The sequence below is a fragment of the Spirulina sp. LEGE 11439 genome, from assembly GCF_059821285.1.
Map to the genome: position 1 here is coordinate 20,446 of NZ_JCAMRX010000059.1, position 16,894 is coordinate 37,339.

Annotated in this window: 13 protein-coding genes; 7 read left to right on the top strand and 6 right to left on the bottom strand. The window is 43.7% G+C overall.

What is annotated here, in order from left to right; all coding sequences use genetic code 11:
* Nucleotides 1-62 precede the first annotated feature (62 nt).
* Nucleotides 63-1,592, top strand: a complete 1,530-nt coding sequence (locus AC6RV6_RS25750; protein WP_500243749.1) for a hypothetical protein — start codon at nt 63-65, stop codon at nt 1,590-1,592.
* 32 nt (nt 1,593-1,624) lie between these two features.
* On the opposite strand, the gene AC6RV6_RS25755 is transcribed toward AC6RV6_RS25750, so the two are convergent.
* From AC6RV6_RS25755 to AC6RV6_RS25770, 4 genes are all read right to left on the bottom strand, one after another.
* Complete coding sequence (locus AC6RV6_RS25755; RefSeq protein WP_500243750.1) at nt 1,625-2,035, bottom strand: type II toxin-antitoxin system VapC family toxin; 411 nt, start codon at nt 2,033-2,035, stop codon at nt 1,625-1,627.
* Nucleotides 2,032-2,322 (bottom strand): hypothetical protein, encoded by a 291-nt coding sequence (locus tag AC6RV6_RS25760; RefSeq protein WP_500243751.1) that lies wholly within the window; start codon nt 2,320-2,322, stop codon nt 2,032-2,034. Before AC6RV6_RS25760 ends, AC6RV6_RS25755 begins: the two co-directional genes overlap by 4 nt.
* Before the next feature lie 73 nt (nt 2,323-2,395).
* Nucleotides 2,396-2,536 (bottom strand): hypothetical protein, encoded by a 141-nt coding sequence (locus AC6RV6_RS25765; protein ID WP_500243752.1) that lies wholly within the window; start codon nt 2,534-2,536, stop codon nt 2,396-2,398.
* Nucleotides 2,511-5,720 carry an esterase/lipase family protein gene (locus tag AC6RV6_RS25770; protein ID WP_500243753.1) on the bottom strand — a complete coding sequence of 1,070 codons (3,210 nt, stop codon included), beginning with the start codon at nt 5,718-5,720 and terminating at the stop codon, nt 2,511-2,513. The genes AC6RV6_RS25765 and AC6RV6_RS25770 overlap by 26 nt, the downstream gene beginning before the upstream one ends.
* A 175-nt stretch (nt 5,721-5,895) precedes the next feature.
* On the opposite strand from AC6RV6_RS25770, the gene AC6RV6_RS25775 reads away from it, so the two are divergent.
* Nucleotides 5,896-6,477, top strand: a complete 582-nt coding sequence (locus AC6RV6_RS25775) for a hypothetical protein (protein WP_500243754.1) — start codon at nt 5,896-5,898, stop codon at nt 6,475-6,477.
* A 2,513-nt stretch (nt 6,478-8,990) separates the two neighbouring features.
* Here the strand turns inward: AC6RV6_RS25775 and AC6RV6_RS25780 are convergent.
* Nucleotides 8,991-10,988, bottom strand: coding sequence for an NACHT domain-containing protein (locus AC6RV6_RS25780; RefSeq protein WP_500243755.1), 1,998 nt, complete (start codon nt 10,986-10,988; stop codon nt 8,991-8,993).
* Nucleotides 10,985-11,410: a hypothetical protein gene (locus AC6RV6_RS25785; RefSeq protein WP_500243756.1), complete on the bottom strand. Its 426-nt coding sequence runs from the start codon at nt 11,408-11,410 to the stop codon at nt 10,985-10,987. The genes AC6RV6_RS25780 and AC6RV6_RS25785 overlap by 4 nt, the downstream gene beginning before the upstream one ends.
* 125 nt (nt 11,411-11,535) lie before the next feature.
* On the opposite strand from AC6RV6_RS25785, the gene AC6RV6_RS25790 reads away from it, so the two are divergent.
* The 5 genes from AC6RV6_RS25790 to ltrA all read left to right on the top strand — a co-directional run bounded on the left by AC6RV6_RS25790 (nt 11,536) and on the right by ltrA (nt 16,868).
* Nucleotides 11,536-11,838, top strand: coding sequence for a hypothetical protein (locus AC6RV6_RS25790; protein ID WP_500243757.1), 303 nt, complete (start codon nt 11,536-11,538; stop codon nt 11,836-11,838).
* A gap of 7 nt (nt 11,839-11,845) precedes the next feature.
* Nucleotides 11,846-12,583: a hypothetical protein gene (locus tag AC6RV6_RS25795; RefSeq protein ID WP_500243758.1), complete on the top strand. Its 738-nt coding sequence runs from the start codon at nt 11,846-11,848 to the stop codon at nt 12,581-12,583.
* Nucleotides 12,584-12,592: 9 nt separating this feature from the next.
* Nucleotides 12,593-14,032, top strand: a complete 1,440-nt coding sequence (locus AC6RV6_RS25800; protein WP_500243759.1) for a hypothetical protein — start codon at nt 12,593-12,595, stop codon at nt 14,030-14,032.
* A gap of 11 nt (nt 14,033-14,043) precedes the next feature.
* Complete coding sequence (locus AC6RV6_RS25805; RefSeq protein WP_500243760.1) at nt 14,044-14,811, top strand: hypothetical protein; 768 nt, start codon at nt 14,044-14,046, stop codon at nt 14,809-14,811.
* An 857-nt stretch (nt 14,812-15,668) separates the two neighbouring features.
* On the top strand, nt 15,669-16,868 hold the full coding sequence (ltrA, locus tag AC6RV6_RS25810) for a group II intron reverse transcriptase/maturase (protein WP_500243761.1): 1,200 nt from the start codon (nt 15,669-15,671) through the stop codon (nt 16,866-16,868).
* Nucleotides 16,869-16,894 lie beyond the last annotated feature (26 nt).

The window sequence follows — 16,894 nt, forward strand, 5'->3', positions numbered from 1 at the left end:
ATCGCCCCGAAACTAGCAAGGGGAGATCGCCCATTTCCATCCTTTTCAACCCAAAAACAATTATGGTCACTTACAAAACCAAGAAAACCAAACAAGGCAACTATCTCACTCCCAAAACCAACACGGGCAAAAAAGCCCTCAAATACCTGCACAAATATTGCGAAAAGACTCTCGCTTATTGCCAGCAACAGGGTTTGACGACCCTTGAAGATTTTGCCGAAGCCCTCGAAAGCATCAGCGCAGAGGACAACCCAAAACTCAAAATTGCCGTTGAGGTCAATACGGGGGGCATTGCCATGAAGTTGGCGAACAAACCCGAACTCGGTTCGACTACGGGTAAGTACATGATGCAACACTTGGGCTTTGATGAGGAGGAGCAGGGGAAATTCACTCGCACGGGGATCGAGCAGGCACTCAATCCGGAACAAGAGCGAGAAGAAGAAGACGAGATTGACGATTTGCTCGACTCTTTTGAGGGAGAAACAGAGGAATCGGAGGACATTGACGATCGCCCTGATGAAGCCAAGCCTCAACGACTCCGGAAAGAGCCTCGCCGCGTTGTTTCAACTCCCGAAAAGAGTTCGCCCCAAGTCCCTCGCGGCAACGGGTTCATCGATTATGACAGTCTCTTGGATCGGGCGGCTGTCGTGGGTGCTACTGCTGCCAATCAAGGCAACGAACTCGATGGGGCTAATCTGAACGGTTTGGGGGTACAAGTGGCGGCTTTGGCGGCTATTGTGGGTAAGAAAAATGTTGAACGGATTATCGCGGCTGCTAAGAAAGCGGGACGGGAAAAGGAAATTGCCAAGATTGCCGAACGGTTGCAGGCAGCTTACGAGCGAACGGATGAATTGCTCGAACGCAGCGATCGCGTTACCGAATCCTCGCCAGAAGAACCCTCGCAGTCAACCCCGACAGAGGAGGAAGGGCAAGAAACGCCTCAATCTGCCAATGAAGTTCTGGCAGGGGCGATCGCCGACCTTGACGAGCGCATCAATCGCACTCAGCCTCCTCAGAAAAAGAGCAAGCCGTTTTCACTCGATAAGAATGCCAATTTTGACGAGCAGTTAAAACAGCTTAACGCGGCTTTAGACCGCATTGAACAGCGATTGGATGCCCTTGAAGCCCGCATTGAAGGGTTGGAGAAGGCAGTACGAGAAGGGGTAACGGAGGAAACTCCAAAATCTGCACCCGTCTCGCAACCCGCACCGGATGAGGAAGAAGGGGAAGTGGAAGGCGATCGCGAAGTTCCCGATGCTGAAACTTGTGCCGAAATTCTCCTCAATGCTTACAATATTGCCGAGCAACAAGCTGCCGTTACGGGAGAATCGATTGAGGATGGCATTGTTTTGGGAGAAAGTGCCATTCTCTATGCCATGAAGGAGGAAGATTCAACCACTATCAGCATCGAGAGTATGGATGGGGAGGAGTTGTTTGCTGCCATCCAAGAGCAAGGAGAATGGGAAATTCTAACGGATCGGTTGAGCGATCGCGACAAGCAAGAAATTGCCACTTTGCGGGATTTGTCGGTTGAGGTTGAGGAGGATTTGGAGGAAGAGGAAGATCAAGAAAAAGCAGGAATTGAGATGTGAATTAACGAAAATTTGTCAATGCGATCGCGATTTTAACGCAATAATGGAATAAAACCTGCTTGTGCAAAATGGCGATCGTGTGCTAAAGCCTCTACAATCTTTTGTTGCTGCATAATTGAAAATGAAGAACAATCCGTTAAACTCCATTGTTTGTCTAAGCGATTTTGATACAAGTCAAATGCACTGGTAAAAAGTTCTTGAGTTTGTGGGTAAATGATAATATCAGGATTGTTTCTAGAGCGTTGAATTAATTGAATCATAGATTGTTTGAACCAGTTTCCTTTTGTTGAGAACGCATTCAAACATTCCACAAAAACCATTTGGCTGGTGATGACTTTGAATGGAGCAAGATTTTCAGTCACTTCTCTCGCTTTTTGATGTAGATCGTCATCTGGATTGACTAAAGCCAGCCAATATCCAGTATCAGCAAAAACTGTTTTCATTCTTCTATTTTAGGCGCACCGTACAAATAATGATCGAGATTTCGAGAGAAGTCTTTGGGAAGTTTTTTCCATTCCTCTCTTGGAATATCTTGGGTAATTTCATCAACCATGTCGAGAATGGAGTTTTGGCTCTTTTGCGATCGCATTTTGACTTCTTCCTCATTGGCGATCCTTTGTTGAATTCGCTGTTTGAGAAATAACAAAAAGTGATAGACTTCTTCAATCGCAAACTCTGGCATTATTGTTATTTCTTTTTCGATCTCTTTGATGAGTTGTTCTTTGCTCATTGGGTTACTCCGTGCGATCGCATTGATTTGTCTATTTCTGTTTTATTATAAGCGATCGTATTTCTTTTTATTCTTATTCTGTCTCGTTGGCTGCATCTATCTGTGCGAGGAGTTCTTGAGTAGTGGGATGGTTGCTGAGTTGGTCTCTTTGTCCTGCTGCGATCGTATTGTAGAGTTCGCAAATACGATTATCTCCAGTAAGGAAAACCAGCATCAGGTAAACGATCCTCTTTAACCCAACCAATTTTTTTTAAATCATTCCATAACCATTGATATACAATTTCTGTTATAGGAAAAACTCCCAACCAACTTTTGTGGAATGGAGTACAAGTTAAAGAGCAAGTCATTGGATAAAGCGGATATATAGAATCATAAGTTAAATGTTTTTGTATCCAAATTCGATCAAAATGAGGATCGTTTGAATTGAGAGGATGATTATCTAACCTAAAATCTACATAGCTTTGACTTCCATCAGATAAAGGAAACCAACTCCAACTAAAACTAATTGAATCTGAGAAACTTTGTGGAGGAATTATTGTTCCAGCCAAACGAGCAGGTAGAATCCGAGCCAGTTGTAATTTAGGTGAAAGTTTTGCAAATGTAGTATTGACTAGCTGCTGATAGCTATCAATTGCACCTTGATAAACTTCTGTGATATAATCTAATAATATATCAGGAGAAATCTGGGAAGATCGTTTGAATTTTTCAATAGAATAAGGAAGTTTTAAGTGTATTTTTCCTTGAAGACGTGCCGATTCGACTTCTAGCTTTAATTGATTTAAGCAATACTGTATCATTAATGAAAATCGAGAGGTTTGTGCTGTTTTAAGATAAGGTTCAATTTCATTTAAAGGAATTGGCTGGCTATAGTAATAAGAAGAAGAAGAATAAAACTTAGGATTAGACAAATATAGTGCAGCATACCAAGCTGCTTCTAGGGAAAGATTACCTAACTGTACAGGCAATCTACGCTCCTTCAAAAGTTCTGATAATTTTTTTCTCATTCTCGTAAAAGGATATTCCCAAATTGTAGAGATTTTCGGTGTAATTGAAGATAAACACAAATAATTCCAGTTATCTAATTTTTTGCAGGTAGAATTTATTTTGAATCTTTCTATAGCTTCTGGTGGCAACTGAACAATATTTTCTTTAGTATCATTTCCAAAATAATAACCTATCAAAAGATAAAGTAAGTGAAAATCATTCATTAATATTTTGTCATATGTAACAGTGCCAAAGTCAAAAGAAGTCTCATTGGGATTATCTGTCAAACTATTTATATCTTTTTGAGCCAGTGCGACCCCTAAAACTGGAAACTTCCCATCTTCTCTCAGAGGAATTAATAATGGTGCTAGTTTATTCAATCCATTGTACCAAGATTGATTTGAAATACAGATTAATTTTCCCCATTCTAATGCTGATAATTTTGAATTTGGAGGAAACTTCCAATTCAGCAATCCTTTTTGTAGAATTTCAGTAATACAGAGAGGAGATTTTGAAACAATTTGTCCAATTTTCAAGGTTACTGCTACAATTAAATGAGTCTGTGTTGACTCTACTAATTTACTTTGGAAAAAATCTCGAATTAATTCGTGAAGCCTATAAGTTTCTTCTCCTTCACACTGAAGCAAATGAAAATCTAGTAAAAAATCATCTCTTATTTCTTCTAGTTCATCTGGTTCTCGTTCTGGAAAGCATTGCTCGATTAATTTCCAAGAAATAGGTATCAAGTCAAAAATACATAATATATAGCTCAATTCTCGAGCATCAGAGCTTAATTCATTCCAGCTTAATTCAAAAGCAGCCGCCACTCCTTCTTGTGCTGTTATATCTAACGCCCATTTATGTTTTTTAAGAGCTTGTTGCTCTACGCCTTTTTCCTGTAACTTTTGTAATATTTTGGCAAGAGATAAATTGGGTTTTCGATTTAGATAATGTCCTACTAATTCTAATGCTAAAGGTAAATAACCTAACTTTTTACATAATTCCCGAGCAGTTTTTTCTTCTTGGTATAAACACTCTTTACCAATAAATGATTCGAGCAAATCTATTGCGGCTTCTAATTTTAGAACCTCTAATTCTAATCGTTGAGACGATTTTAATAATTGTAAACGTGTTGTTATTAAGACCAAAAATCGTGAATTTTGAGGTGGTAAATACGGTTTAACTCGTTTGTAATCATTAACATCATCTAAAATCACTAGAACACTACCACTATTCCAATGTTGCCAACACCATGTTACTTTTCGTTCAATTTTTGTAAGAGAATTGGGAAGGCTCAAGTTCAGGTAATCTTCGCTAAATTCGATGATCTGTTCTCCTATATTTTCGTCTCTTGCTCGTAACCAACAAATACCGCCGGAATAATTTTCTTGATAAATCTTTGCATATTGTATCGCTAACTCCGTTTTTCCCACTCCTCCCATCCCCGCGATCGCAGAAATAGCAACGCGATCGCCCTGCTGAAGTTGTTGATGGAGAGTTTCCAATTCTTCAGAACGTCCAACAAACCTAGCAACCCCACTACGGGGAATATTTTGCGGAATTTTTTTTTTCTCGCGATCGCTCTCAACTTCAACAGGATCTTTTTCTAATTTCTCCTTTAATTCTGGTAAAGGTTGTAAGGGATCGGATTTTAAATGGTCTATAATAAATCGTTTCGTTCGTTTGTAGAGCTTGCGTTGTTTGGATTTTGGACGACAAATTGAGAGATGATCGTCATCCATTGGAATGGGAATGACCCCTTGAATTCCCGGATCGGCACTGGTTTCATTAACCACTAAAACACCCTTCGTCTTCTGTTTCTCAAAATACACTTCTATGGGAATTTGCCTTAAAAACTCGTGATTGCGATGCACGAGAATTAACTCCCGCAAGCGAGAATCATGCGCTCTCAATTCCTCAACACTGACAGACGCTTGTAAAATTGTGCCGATCTCTTTCATCCAATTGGCAAGATCGGAACCCGAGTGAGGCGTGGAAAGATAGATAATTCCTCTTGTTTGTTCTGCGATCGCTTTCCAGCGAGGATCGCCAAAATCCCAAGCATGGCGCAGCATTTGTTTAACCAGTAATCCTCCCATACTGTGAACGATAAAGAAAATAGGACGATCCCCAACTTCGAGATCCAAGCAGGAGAGAACATCAGTCGCGCGATCGACTAAGGGCATAGTCTGACCTTTCCAGCGAAAGGGTTCAATATCATAATCGAGAGACCAAACTCTTAAATTTGGTAAATCCTCACCCAACCAAACTGGCCAGAAATCATCATTATCCCGTTTACCGTTAGGATGCCACGCACCTCGAGCATCCCCACCCAAACCGTGAACAAAAATAAGATCTCCCTCGCAGTCGGGGCGATCGCAATTAGAAATAGGAAGTAATTGAGTCTCTGACACGAAGATTGCCTCACTAGCTCGATCCCAGTTTAACAAATCTAAATCGCTAGTTAGAAAGGCAATTCACCCTTCCTAACCCCCTACAAGGATCGCCAAAATTAACCGCATCGAGCGATCGCTTTGCCAAAAATTCTCATTACGTTGAAGTTAGCCCCATTTACGAGTAACTTTAACAATGAACGACAGAACTCTACCGAGGCTCTATCCTTCAACAACACCGCCTCGCTTTCCATTCCTCAAACGCTTACCCATCCACCCCCGCGACTTCCCCTTCATCATCATCTGCCTCGGTGCAAGCATCTATTTAACCCTCAAAGACCCCGTTTTCATCACCACTTTAGGCAGCTTCAGCATTCCCCTTCTCAGCCTGTGGCATATCGCTAAAGGGTTGGGACTCCCCCTTCGCTTCTGGCATATCGCCCTCACCATCCTAACCGCTACCCTCACTTTTTCTCTCTTCGAGACTCCCGCTCATGCTATCTTCCTGTCTGGACTCGAAGAATTCTTCAAAGAACTGGCTCAAGGGGTTCAATCGGGTGGAAGCGGTGCAACCATTACCGATGATGTCATCGAACTGATTTTTAACCTCATCCGAGGAGTCTTCCTCCTCATTGTCGCTGGAGCCTCCCTCTTCGCCTACAACCAAGCGCAACAAGGCAATGACTGGCGACCCATCGTGTCTCAAGTTGGTTTGGCGTTTGCCATCGTCATTGCTGTCGATATTATCACCTTTCTCTTCGTCGGCACCGGAACTTAAACCCAAGAATCGGAGTGCAACCATGCTGAAAGACCCGGAAAAAGATTTCGTCCCCGTCAATCAAATCTTGGGCAAACCTGCCAGTATCGGCATGATTCCCGCCAATCAACTCATTCCTTGGCTGGCGATCGCGATCGCTTCCTACCTCCTCACCAATGGCTTCTCGAGCTTGGGAATGCCTTGGTTTTTCGGAGTGACGTTTTGGTTGATTGTCAGTTGGTGGTTGCTAACGGGAAATAAACCCCATTTATTCGTCGATAAATTCAGAATGCCTCCCGGTTATGAATGGTGCAATGGCAATTTGCGCTACCTTTCTCCTCTCTTGGAAAACCGCCCCGAAGCCTTGCGCCAACGCATTCAAGATACCCAAACTCGCATTCACATCAAACCCATTGTCGCACCCGACCAAAACGGTCGAAGGAGGCGCTTTATGCCGTTTCAAAACTATCAAGATTTAGTCGGTTTGGTCACGATTAAAAAAGACCGCAGAGAAGTTTCCGGCTATCTCCTCAATAAAGGCAAACAATATCAAGTCGTCTTTGGCTTTCGCACTTCGGGATTTCACAATCTCCTCTCTCGCAGCGAGATTGCTAACGCCATTTCTAACTTAGAAGAGGGACTCAAAGACATTCCTCCCGGTGAAAAAATGACTATTCGCACCGCTTGTTACGGTCAGGATAGCGATCGCCAGCAAGAACTCGCCCAAACTGCCGATACGTGCAATCTACAGCCCATCGCCATCCTCATGCGAAACGAACAAAAGCGCATTCAAGAATTGACCCTCAACGGCACTCGGCAAGAATGGGAGCAAATTATCTTTTGTACGTGGACCTTCAATCGAGATTCGGGGGCGACTTCCAAGGACTTTGTTGCTAAAGCGATCGGGGCTTTTTATCAACTGGGTGCGAAAACTGTAGGCTGGTTTACGGGCAACGAACAAATTTACCAAGAACGCTTCTATAAGCGCCTGTTGCTGCAATCTTTTGAAGAAGGATACATTCGCTGGGAACTGCTCCTCAATACTAAAATCGGTCTCGAAGTCCGACCTTGCAATAGTAGCGAACTGTGGCAATGGATGTGGCATCAATTCAACCATCGAGACATTCCCGCACCTCCCATTCCCCAACTCCTGCAACTGGAAGAAACACCGACGGACTATCGCCTCGAAGAGATTAAACACAGCGAGAAAGACCCCTGTACCGTCCTTATCGAAGGGCAATTCGGTCGTTCTTCCTGCCCCGAACATAAGGGCAGTAACGATTGTATCTGGCTTCCCGGTCGCAATGCCAAATGCGCGGTACTGACAATGGAAGAAAAGCCGGAAGGGTGGAACAATCAACGGGAACAACTGCGCTGGCTGTGGAAGATTCTCAGCAAAACTTATGTTCGAGATACGGAAGCGGTGGTGGAAATTAGCGCTGCCTCCAACACTTTAATTCAGGATAATTTAGCGAGGCAAGCCAAACAATCCAAAAGCGCCAAACAACGCGCTCTCACCAAAGGACAGGGACGGGATGCAGGGGCAGAAGTCAAGGCAGAAGAGAGTTTTGACGCGCAAAAGAAGCTGTACAAAGGAGCAAAAGCCATCTATGCTGCTGTCGCTTTCCTCGTTTATCGCCCTACCAGCGACCAACTCAATCTCGCCTGCATGACTCTCGCTAACAGTTTCGGCTCTGCTAAGGTCTTAAGAGAGCGCAATATTGCATGGGCAATCTGGCTGGAAACCCTCCCGACAACCACAAGTTGGTTGCTCCACAGCAGCTCTTTGCTTGAAGAACGCCGACAGGTCTTCGATACGGAAACTATTGCCGGAGTATTGCCTCTCACAGTCGTTCGCAGTTTGGATGCCAAAGGAGTCGAATTTCTCACAGAAGGGGGAAAACCCGTCTATATCGACCTCATCCACAACAGCGCCAGTCGTGCCATCATTACCGGAGAATCGGGATCTGGGAAAAGCGTTCTCGGTTGGCGTTTCGTCTTGGATGCGCTGGCTGCTAACATTCCCGTCGTCGGCATCGACATCTCCTCGGGAAGCGGTTCGACCTTTAAAACCGCCGTGGAATTGCTGGGCGATCGCGGTGCGTATTACGACATTACCCGATGCAGTTCCAATCTCCTCGAACCCCCAGACCTGCGCCAGTTTGCCAAAGAAGATCGCGCACCTCGCTTGGAACAGTGGAAAGAGTTCATCCGCAAGGCACTCACCAGCATTGCAATGGGGAAGATTTACGACCCCAAATTAGCACAGCGCGTGGATAATATCCTGCTCAAAACCCTCAATGCCTTCCTCAGCGATGCCGATATCATCGAGCGCTACAATCTCGCTTTTGAACGGGGTTGGAAGTCTCCCCAATGGCAGGATATCCCCACTTTAAAAGACCTCCTTCACTTTTGCTCCAAAGAACAACTCAACTTGCAGAACTTTGAGGACATCGATCGCGCTGCGATCGCCCAGATTCACAGTCAAGTGACGGCTTTGCTGGCTTCTCCCTTGGGTAAAACTGTTATTATGTTTAAATTGATAAATCTCGAAAATACTCTTGTAGAGATCTATGAAGAAATCGATAGCGTCCACCAATACGCTGTAGAAAAAGCAATTCTGAACAATAATCAAGAAAACGAGAATAATTCCAAGGAGTATGTCTAAAAAGAAAAAGTATAAAACGTAGCGCAAAATATTTAATAATGTTACTCCCACCTACCATCAATCCAGCAATTATACCTGCGGCTAGCCCTCCAAATAAACCATCAATGAAAACTATAAAGCCATAATTCTTGAAATAGAAAAAACTGTTTTGATGTATCCACAGTCCCAAACAAACTATCAAAAATACAATTGTACTTTTTAGCAAAACATCTGAAATAAGTTTAGATATACCTTCATTAAACTTCTCTTTTATTTCTATTGGTTTTCTTTTTAAACTCTGAATACTCACAATCGCAGGCAAATATATAAAGGCAACTCCAATTAGAGCATTAAGGATACCAGAATCTGCAATAGTTGACTTTAAGAGAGTTAAGATTATCAAAACGGAAACAATAGATTTTATAAATTCAATGTTAATCAAAGATCTGAAAGAATAGCTTGTAGCTTCAAACTTGATAGGAATCAAAGCTACTAAAAAACCATATAGAGATCCTGCATTTAAACAAACGTTAAAAACATGAGTAGTATAAGTTATCGAAGTAAAACCCATCATACTAGGAAGTACACTATGTAAACCTGTCCCTAAAATAAAAAATACTGGATGTACAATTCCGCAAATTCCTGAATATAATGGAAGCTCAAGAGCAAATAAATAAGAGGGAAAAAAAGTTCCATTTGTCCTGAACATTATCCAAGAAGGTTGTATTATACCAAGTATAAAATCAAATGATCCTCCCCTTGACATCTTATTAGCTACATAAATTAACCATTTTTTAGTTTGCTCAATTGTTGGAAGTTTTTTATTTTGATAAACTTTACTTTCTGCATCTCTAGAAAATCTTTCTCTAACAAAAGCATCTATCAAGATTTTTTGATTTTGTTCCATCGAGTTAGATTTTAAATCTCGATCCCAAGGAAATTTTTCCCTCGCCCTAAGCAAAACACCTAACCATAATGGTTTTTGTATCAATTCCTGCAACTCTTTATTTTGCTCCAGTTTTGACCAAAGTTCTGCTTGATCTATATTTTTTAAATACGCCTGAATTTGTTGAGGTGTTAGGAGATTCAATACAACCGCTCCTTGTAATCGCAATCGATTATCGTATTCTTGACCATCTTCGTCTTCTTTCCATCGTCCTCGAATAACTTTTTCGTACTCTTCTTTCCGACAAGATATAATTAAAGATTGAGGACAATATTTGCTCTCTTGCCAGCTATTAATTGCTTCTACACAAGATTTTTGGTATTTGGGATCGACTTCATCAAGTCCATCTAAAACAGGTAGAATTCCCCTCTTTTCCAGCCATCTCTTAGCAAGATTTTTATCAATTCCTTGGATCTTCATGTCCTCAACCAGCCAATTATGTATGAATTGGTTAGGAGCTTTCCAAGACGATAAATTGAAAATTATTGGAATAGGTTCTATTGGATTTTTTTCTGCTCGATCAATAAGCTGTCTAGTCAATTGATTCAACGTTGTCGTTTTACCTGAACCCGGTTCACCCAAAATTAGCAATCCTTTTGGATTATTATCAAAAATTTCTATGATTTCCGTATCTCGGGGAATATCTCTTGGCGGTTTACTACCACTTTTTATATCCCAAAAACTTTTAACTTGTTGTGGTTGTAGCTGTTTACTCAAATTGATTGATACGGAATTAATAAAAGTATCTTTTAAATATCCATCAACATCTTTTTTTATCCCTGCCAAACAACGCGCTCTCTCATATATATCATTATCTTCCGATTTGTTCCCAGTTATAAATTTAATGACAAATTGAAAAATGTTTTTACCTTGAGCAATTTGTCCAGAATTCGGGGAATTAGTGAATTCATTCTTATATTTAGATTCTTGTTCATTCATGGAATTAATCCAATAGTTTTTAATGCAATGCCTAACCAAGTTGCAATTTGACCCAGCAAAGGTTTTGCTTCTTCCAGTAAATTTGTTCCTGCTTCCAAGGTTGTATTTGCGGTCTTCATTGATTCTGTGACCTTCTTGATGCTAGTTGTCATTGCAGACTTATCAGGATTTTCTTCTTGAATTTCTAACTTTGCTGTTTTGAGATACTGAATTGCTTTCTCTTTTTGGATTTCAGGAAGGTTAGAGCCTTGAATAAGTTTTTCAATCTGATTAAGGTTATTACTCACTTCTTCAACTGAAGGAAGCTCGCTTTTTAAGGGTTTATCACTTTGTACCTGATTGATGTTTTCCCCTTGTGCGATTTGTCCAGAATTCGGAGAATTAGTGAAACTTTGCGAATAAGTGGGTTTATCGTTTGACATTGAGATTCTCTATTGAAAGTATCACTTCCCATGCTAACCAAAATTGAATATCTGACAATACAATATACAAAAATTAATTTAACTCAACAAAAATTAATGTTAGATTTGCCTTTGCACCGATCGCAATGGGACTGTCCTTACTCCCCCTGCAAGGACGACCGATTTTTGCTTGGTTGATCGGTTTTATTTCCTTGCTTGGAGTCCAGTTGGGTTACAACATCATCGTTGGTTTGACGGCGATCGTCGTTGTTAACTCGAATGGAGAATTGATTACCGACATTGCCTTTCTCTTTTTCTTAGCCATATTTGCGCCCATATTGGCCGTGTTAATTAGTAGCGGCGGCGGCATTGCTTTATATCGCGGCATTTCCAACAATACCAAGCGCATCGTGGATTTAATTAGCGTCAGTGCGAGTAAGTTTGTTTAGGAGAAAATTGATGATTCTTCCCCGTCCCCCACAAGATCGGCATCGAGATCTCATCCCCAAGTTTCGCGAGAAAATTACACTGGGACAATTAATTTTGGCCTGTGCGTTTATCATTTTAGCCTTCTCTTCCTGTCAAATCGCGATCGCCAATCGCCAACTGGCAGAACGTAAAATTACCAACGTTCAATTAGTCGATGGCAATGCTCTCGTTATCGAACAAAAAGAGGGAAATTATCGCAATCCCCAACTGATTAAAACCTTCGTTCAACAATGGATCAGTTTGATGTTCAGTTGGGAGGGAAAGCAATCGGGAACGGATAAACCCGACCCCGGCGTTAAAACAACTTCAGGCGATCGAGTTCCTATTAATAGTTGGGCGGCTTCGATGATGATGGAGCCGGAATTTGCCGAAGAATTTCTCAATGGATTGGCAGAATTAATTCCGAGTGAAGTCTTTTCCGGTCGCCTGCGATCTGCCGCTTACGTCCGCTATATTTCCGAACCCCGACAAATTAGTTCCGCCGCCTGGGAAGTGGATATTATTGCCACGAGAACCATTTTTGACGAGACCGCCCGCACTCAAAGACAGATCATTCCTTTTAATAAAACTTTCTTAATTCGTGCCGTTGCTATTCCCACTTCGCCTCTGGGAGAAGATGCCAATTCTTATGAAAAAACAATCTATAAAATGCGGTCATCGGGTTTAGAAATCACTGCTATTACCAACTATGACGATACCCCTTAATTAACATCTATGAATGCCCCAAATCCTCCTCATTTAGACCCTCTCGAACACGAAGAAATCGATCGCGAAGAAGAGCGAGAAATTGCCGGATACGACCCCGATCGCCCCCTCGAGTTAGATGCTAAATATCGATTGGCATTGGACGAGGAACAGCCCCCACCCCAACCCGTAGAAGAACGAGGATTTCCTCGCGCTATCTTCGTTACGGTAGGTGTAGGAGGCTTTCTGCTGGCACTCCTCGGCATTTGGCTGGTCGTCAAACCGCGATCGCCCGAGATAGCGCAACCCAAATTGACCCCAGAACCCACCCCAACCGTCACTGAAAAGAAGCCCGACTACAATGCCAAAGTCGCGCTGGCATTGCAGGGACAGGAGATTCGGGAATTAGAGGAAGAACCGACTCCTCAACCCTCTCCCTCACCTAAAATAGAGGTTCGAGAAGCGCCACCCAAACCCGCACCCCAACCTCCCCCACGAATTCAAAGCGCACCTCCACCCAGAACCACCGTCACCCGCGCCGCACCACCGCAGCCCGAGCGAAGCCGAAGCCCTGCTCCCGTCGATCCTCACGATCGCTGGAATCAATTAGCCGCTCTCGGTCAAGTTCAAACTACACCGCCAGAACTTCCCCCTGCAACCATTACAGAAGATTTGCCCGCAGAAACTCCCAAAAGCGCGATCGCCAATGTCAATCTGAATTCCAACTCCGATAAAGAACTCAGTCCGGGAGCGCAAGGCATTCTCACTCGCAATCGTTCCACTGCCACCAATGCTCCCACGAAACGGGCGATCGCTTTTGGAAAAACCGCCCCTGCAACCATTTCCGTCCCCTTACTCTGGGATGAAGGCAGTGGCGAACAACTCTACAACCGCTTTGCCGTCACTCTTTCAGAGGATGTCATCGCCACAGATCGCAAGTCCGTCGCCCTCCCTAAAGAAACCGTTCTCGTGGCAGAAGCGCAATTAGTGGGCAAAGATAACCGCTTCGTTCAAGCCAGCGCGATCGCGGTTATTTTCAAGAATTCCCGAGGGGAAATCCAACAGCAGTCCCTCCCTGCCAATGCCATTCTCATTCGCGGGGAAGAAGGCGATCCGCTTATCGCACAAGAATACTTTGATCGCGGTTCGGAGACTGCCGCACGAGACATCTTCACCAGTGTCCTATCAGGAATCGGGCGCATTGGCGAAGTCTTCACCGAACCCGAACGCATTTCGACATTTTCGGGGAGTGGCAGCACTTCTTCGAGTTCGACTACCATTCGCAGTCGAGAACCGCAAATTTGGTCGGCAGTCCTCGATGGCTTCTTCAATCCTCTCGCCGATCGCCTCTCCCAACGTTCCGATGCGCGGTTGCAAGCCATGCTCGAAAAAGCCAATATTGCCGTCATTCCCGTGGGGACAAAGGTGACAATCTCGGTCAATAGCATGATGGTGAAAATCGTTCGTTAATGGGTGAAGTTATGAATTTACGGTCTTTTGTTTTGGGTACGACTTTCAGCGCGATCGCTCTCCTGACTCCCCTTGCTCCTGCATGGGGACAATCTTCTGGCTATCAACAGGTGGAACGCGATCGGGCCGAACGAGGCGCGATCGATGTGAGGGTCTTTTCGGGGCGCATGAGTGCTATTGATTTTTCCCAAACGGATGAAACCATTTTCTATGTCGGTTTGGCCGATCCCTCTCGCGTTGTCTTCAATACAGACGTGCCGTTGGCTGGGGGTTTGGCAAAAACAATTTTTCTGCGTCCCATTCAACCCTTGCGTTTTCCCAATGCGACGACAGCAGCCGTAACCAATCTTGCGGTCAAAACGATTGACGGGAGGGGCAGACAGCGACTTTACAACTTTAATATCGTGCGAGGGGGAAATTCGCAGGCTTTGGGAGTTCGCATCGTTCCCTATGTGTCGGGGAATGTGGCGGCTCTTCAATTGGACGGCAGGCGATCGGCGAGTTTTGACGATATCGAGTTGGGGCTGCAAATTGCCATTCGTCGCGGTTATACCCCTGCGGACGATCCGGTTGTTTACGGCGTGCGGCAATTTCTGGCTCTTGCTCGCAATGGGGTAGCGCTTCGGGAAGCGGCTCGCACGGCTGGAGTAGATTTGGCAGTTTTGAGCGAGTTGGGTAAAATTGCTTTGGAACGAACTCGATTAAATCCAAGGAATCGTGAGGAGTCAAGACCCAATAGTGGGGCAGCCGCTAATGTTCGCAAAAAACATAAATTTTAATTAAAGAAAATGGGCTAATGCTAGAGAGCGTGGTATAGAGTGCCACCGAAAGCGATAAAGTTCCGATTTTATGTTTGGATTTGGAACAATGCCCATTTTGAGGGCTAAAAAGCGAACATTTAAACTTAAAATCACTCGAAAAGTTCCGACTCTTTGCGTTCTCGGAATCTATGCCATTTTTCGATGTTACAGAATGTTAACTCCTGAAACAATTGTATAGCAAGGGTTTCATGGGTGTTGGCACTATATGCCAGCTACTCTGTGCGATTCGTTGCCTAGAAACCAATCCGAAAGGAGAGGGGGATTAGGCGCAAGGATCACTGAACCTTGACAACTTATCGACCATGTTGGTGAGTAGACAACAACTCTACAAATCCAACTCTGGTGGTGTTCCAGTAACAGCATCTTCCCCACTTTTTAGTTGTAGCAATTCTAGGGGTGAAGCGGGAAGAAAAGGAGGTCACTCAGAACCTAACTGGGAATCCCTTCGAGCAGGAATCTATGAGCAGCTTACGCGAACTGTAGTCTGAGCCATCGTCATGTCAAACGGGCGAAAAATAGGTTGATACGCCTGAGCCAAAAGGCAATAGATGAAACAAGTGTTGGTATGCAGAGAAGTATCAACAAACACCCTTAATTCATCTCGGTGGATATACAGGCTCTAAGGATTCAAACCAATGGTTGATAGGAACGAATTAACCCCTTCTGGGTTCTCGGAAATTCCGAGTAGGTTGCTAGCCAGAAACCCAGAAGGTGGAGGGATTGCGTCAGAAGCCAATGCCTTTCTGTAATGGAAAGGATACGCAGACAGACGCACGGTAATACAGAAGATAGGGTCGTCATTAGTAACAGCAACCATGAACGAGTTAAAGACTACGTATGAATGGCAAAGCCTTCCTTGGCGCAAGCTGGAACGCTTTGTCTACAAGTTACAAAAACGAATCTATCGAGCCAGCCAACGGGGTGACATCAAAACAGTTCACCAACTCCAGAGATTGATGGTTAGCTCGAAGGCAGCCAAATATCTAGCCGTGAGGCGAATAACCCAAGAGAACCAAGGGAAGAAGACGGCAGGAGTGGATGGAGTCAAATCTCTGTCTCCAAAAGCCCGTCTTAACTTGGTCGAACGACTGAAATTGGGACACTCTGCCAAGCCCGTTCGACGGGTTTGGATACCCAAACCGGGAAAAACCGAAAAGAGACCTTTGGGCATTCCTACCATTTATGATCGAGCATTACAAGCACTGGTCAAATTGGCACTCGAACCCCAATGGGAGGCTCTTTTTGAACCTAATAGTTACGGGTTTCGTCCGGGTAGAAGCTGCCACGATGCTATTAAAGCCATACATATCGCGATCGCTCAAAAACCGAAATATGTTTTAGATGCCGATATCGCGCAATGTTTTGACAAAATTAATCATCAAGTTCTCCTCGATAAACTCCAAACATTCCCCCGCATGAGACGGCAAATCAAAGCGTGGTTGAAAGCGGGAATTATGGACGATGGAGAATTGTTTCCCTCGAAAGCAGGAACGCCGCAAGGCGGAACGCTTTCACCATTATTGGCTAATATTGCCTTGCACGGTTTGGAGAACCGGGTTAAAGATTTTGCCGAAGGATTAAAATCATTTTATCCTAATGGCAGTCCCCGCTCCAAAGGACGTAAACGAAGAAGCCTTCATCTCATTCGATATGCTGATGATTTTGTCTGCATTCATGAAGATTTAGAGGTGGTACTCGCTTGTCAAGACATCATTGCTAAATGGTTGGGAAACTTAGGATTGTCTTTGAAACCGAGTAAAACTCGCCTCGTTCATACCTTGGAATCTCATCAGGGATTACCCCCCGGATTTGATTTTCTCGGTTTTAACGTTCGGCAGTATCCAGTTGGGAAATATCATTCTCGGCAGGGTTACAAGACCTTAATTAAGCCTAGCCAAAAGAGTCAAAAAGTATACTATCAGAGACTTAAAGAAACCATTGACCAGCATAAATCAGCGACTCAAGCTGAACTGATTGCTGCTCTTAATCCGGGTCTACCGAAGTTGTTGTGCTAAAAAGAGATAAATAGTACAGTAAAAAT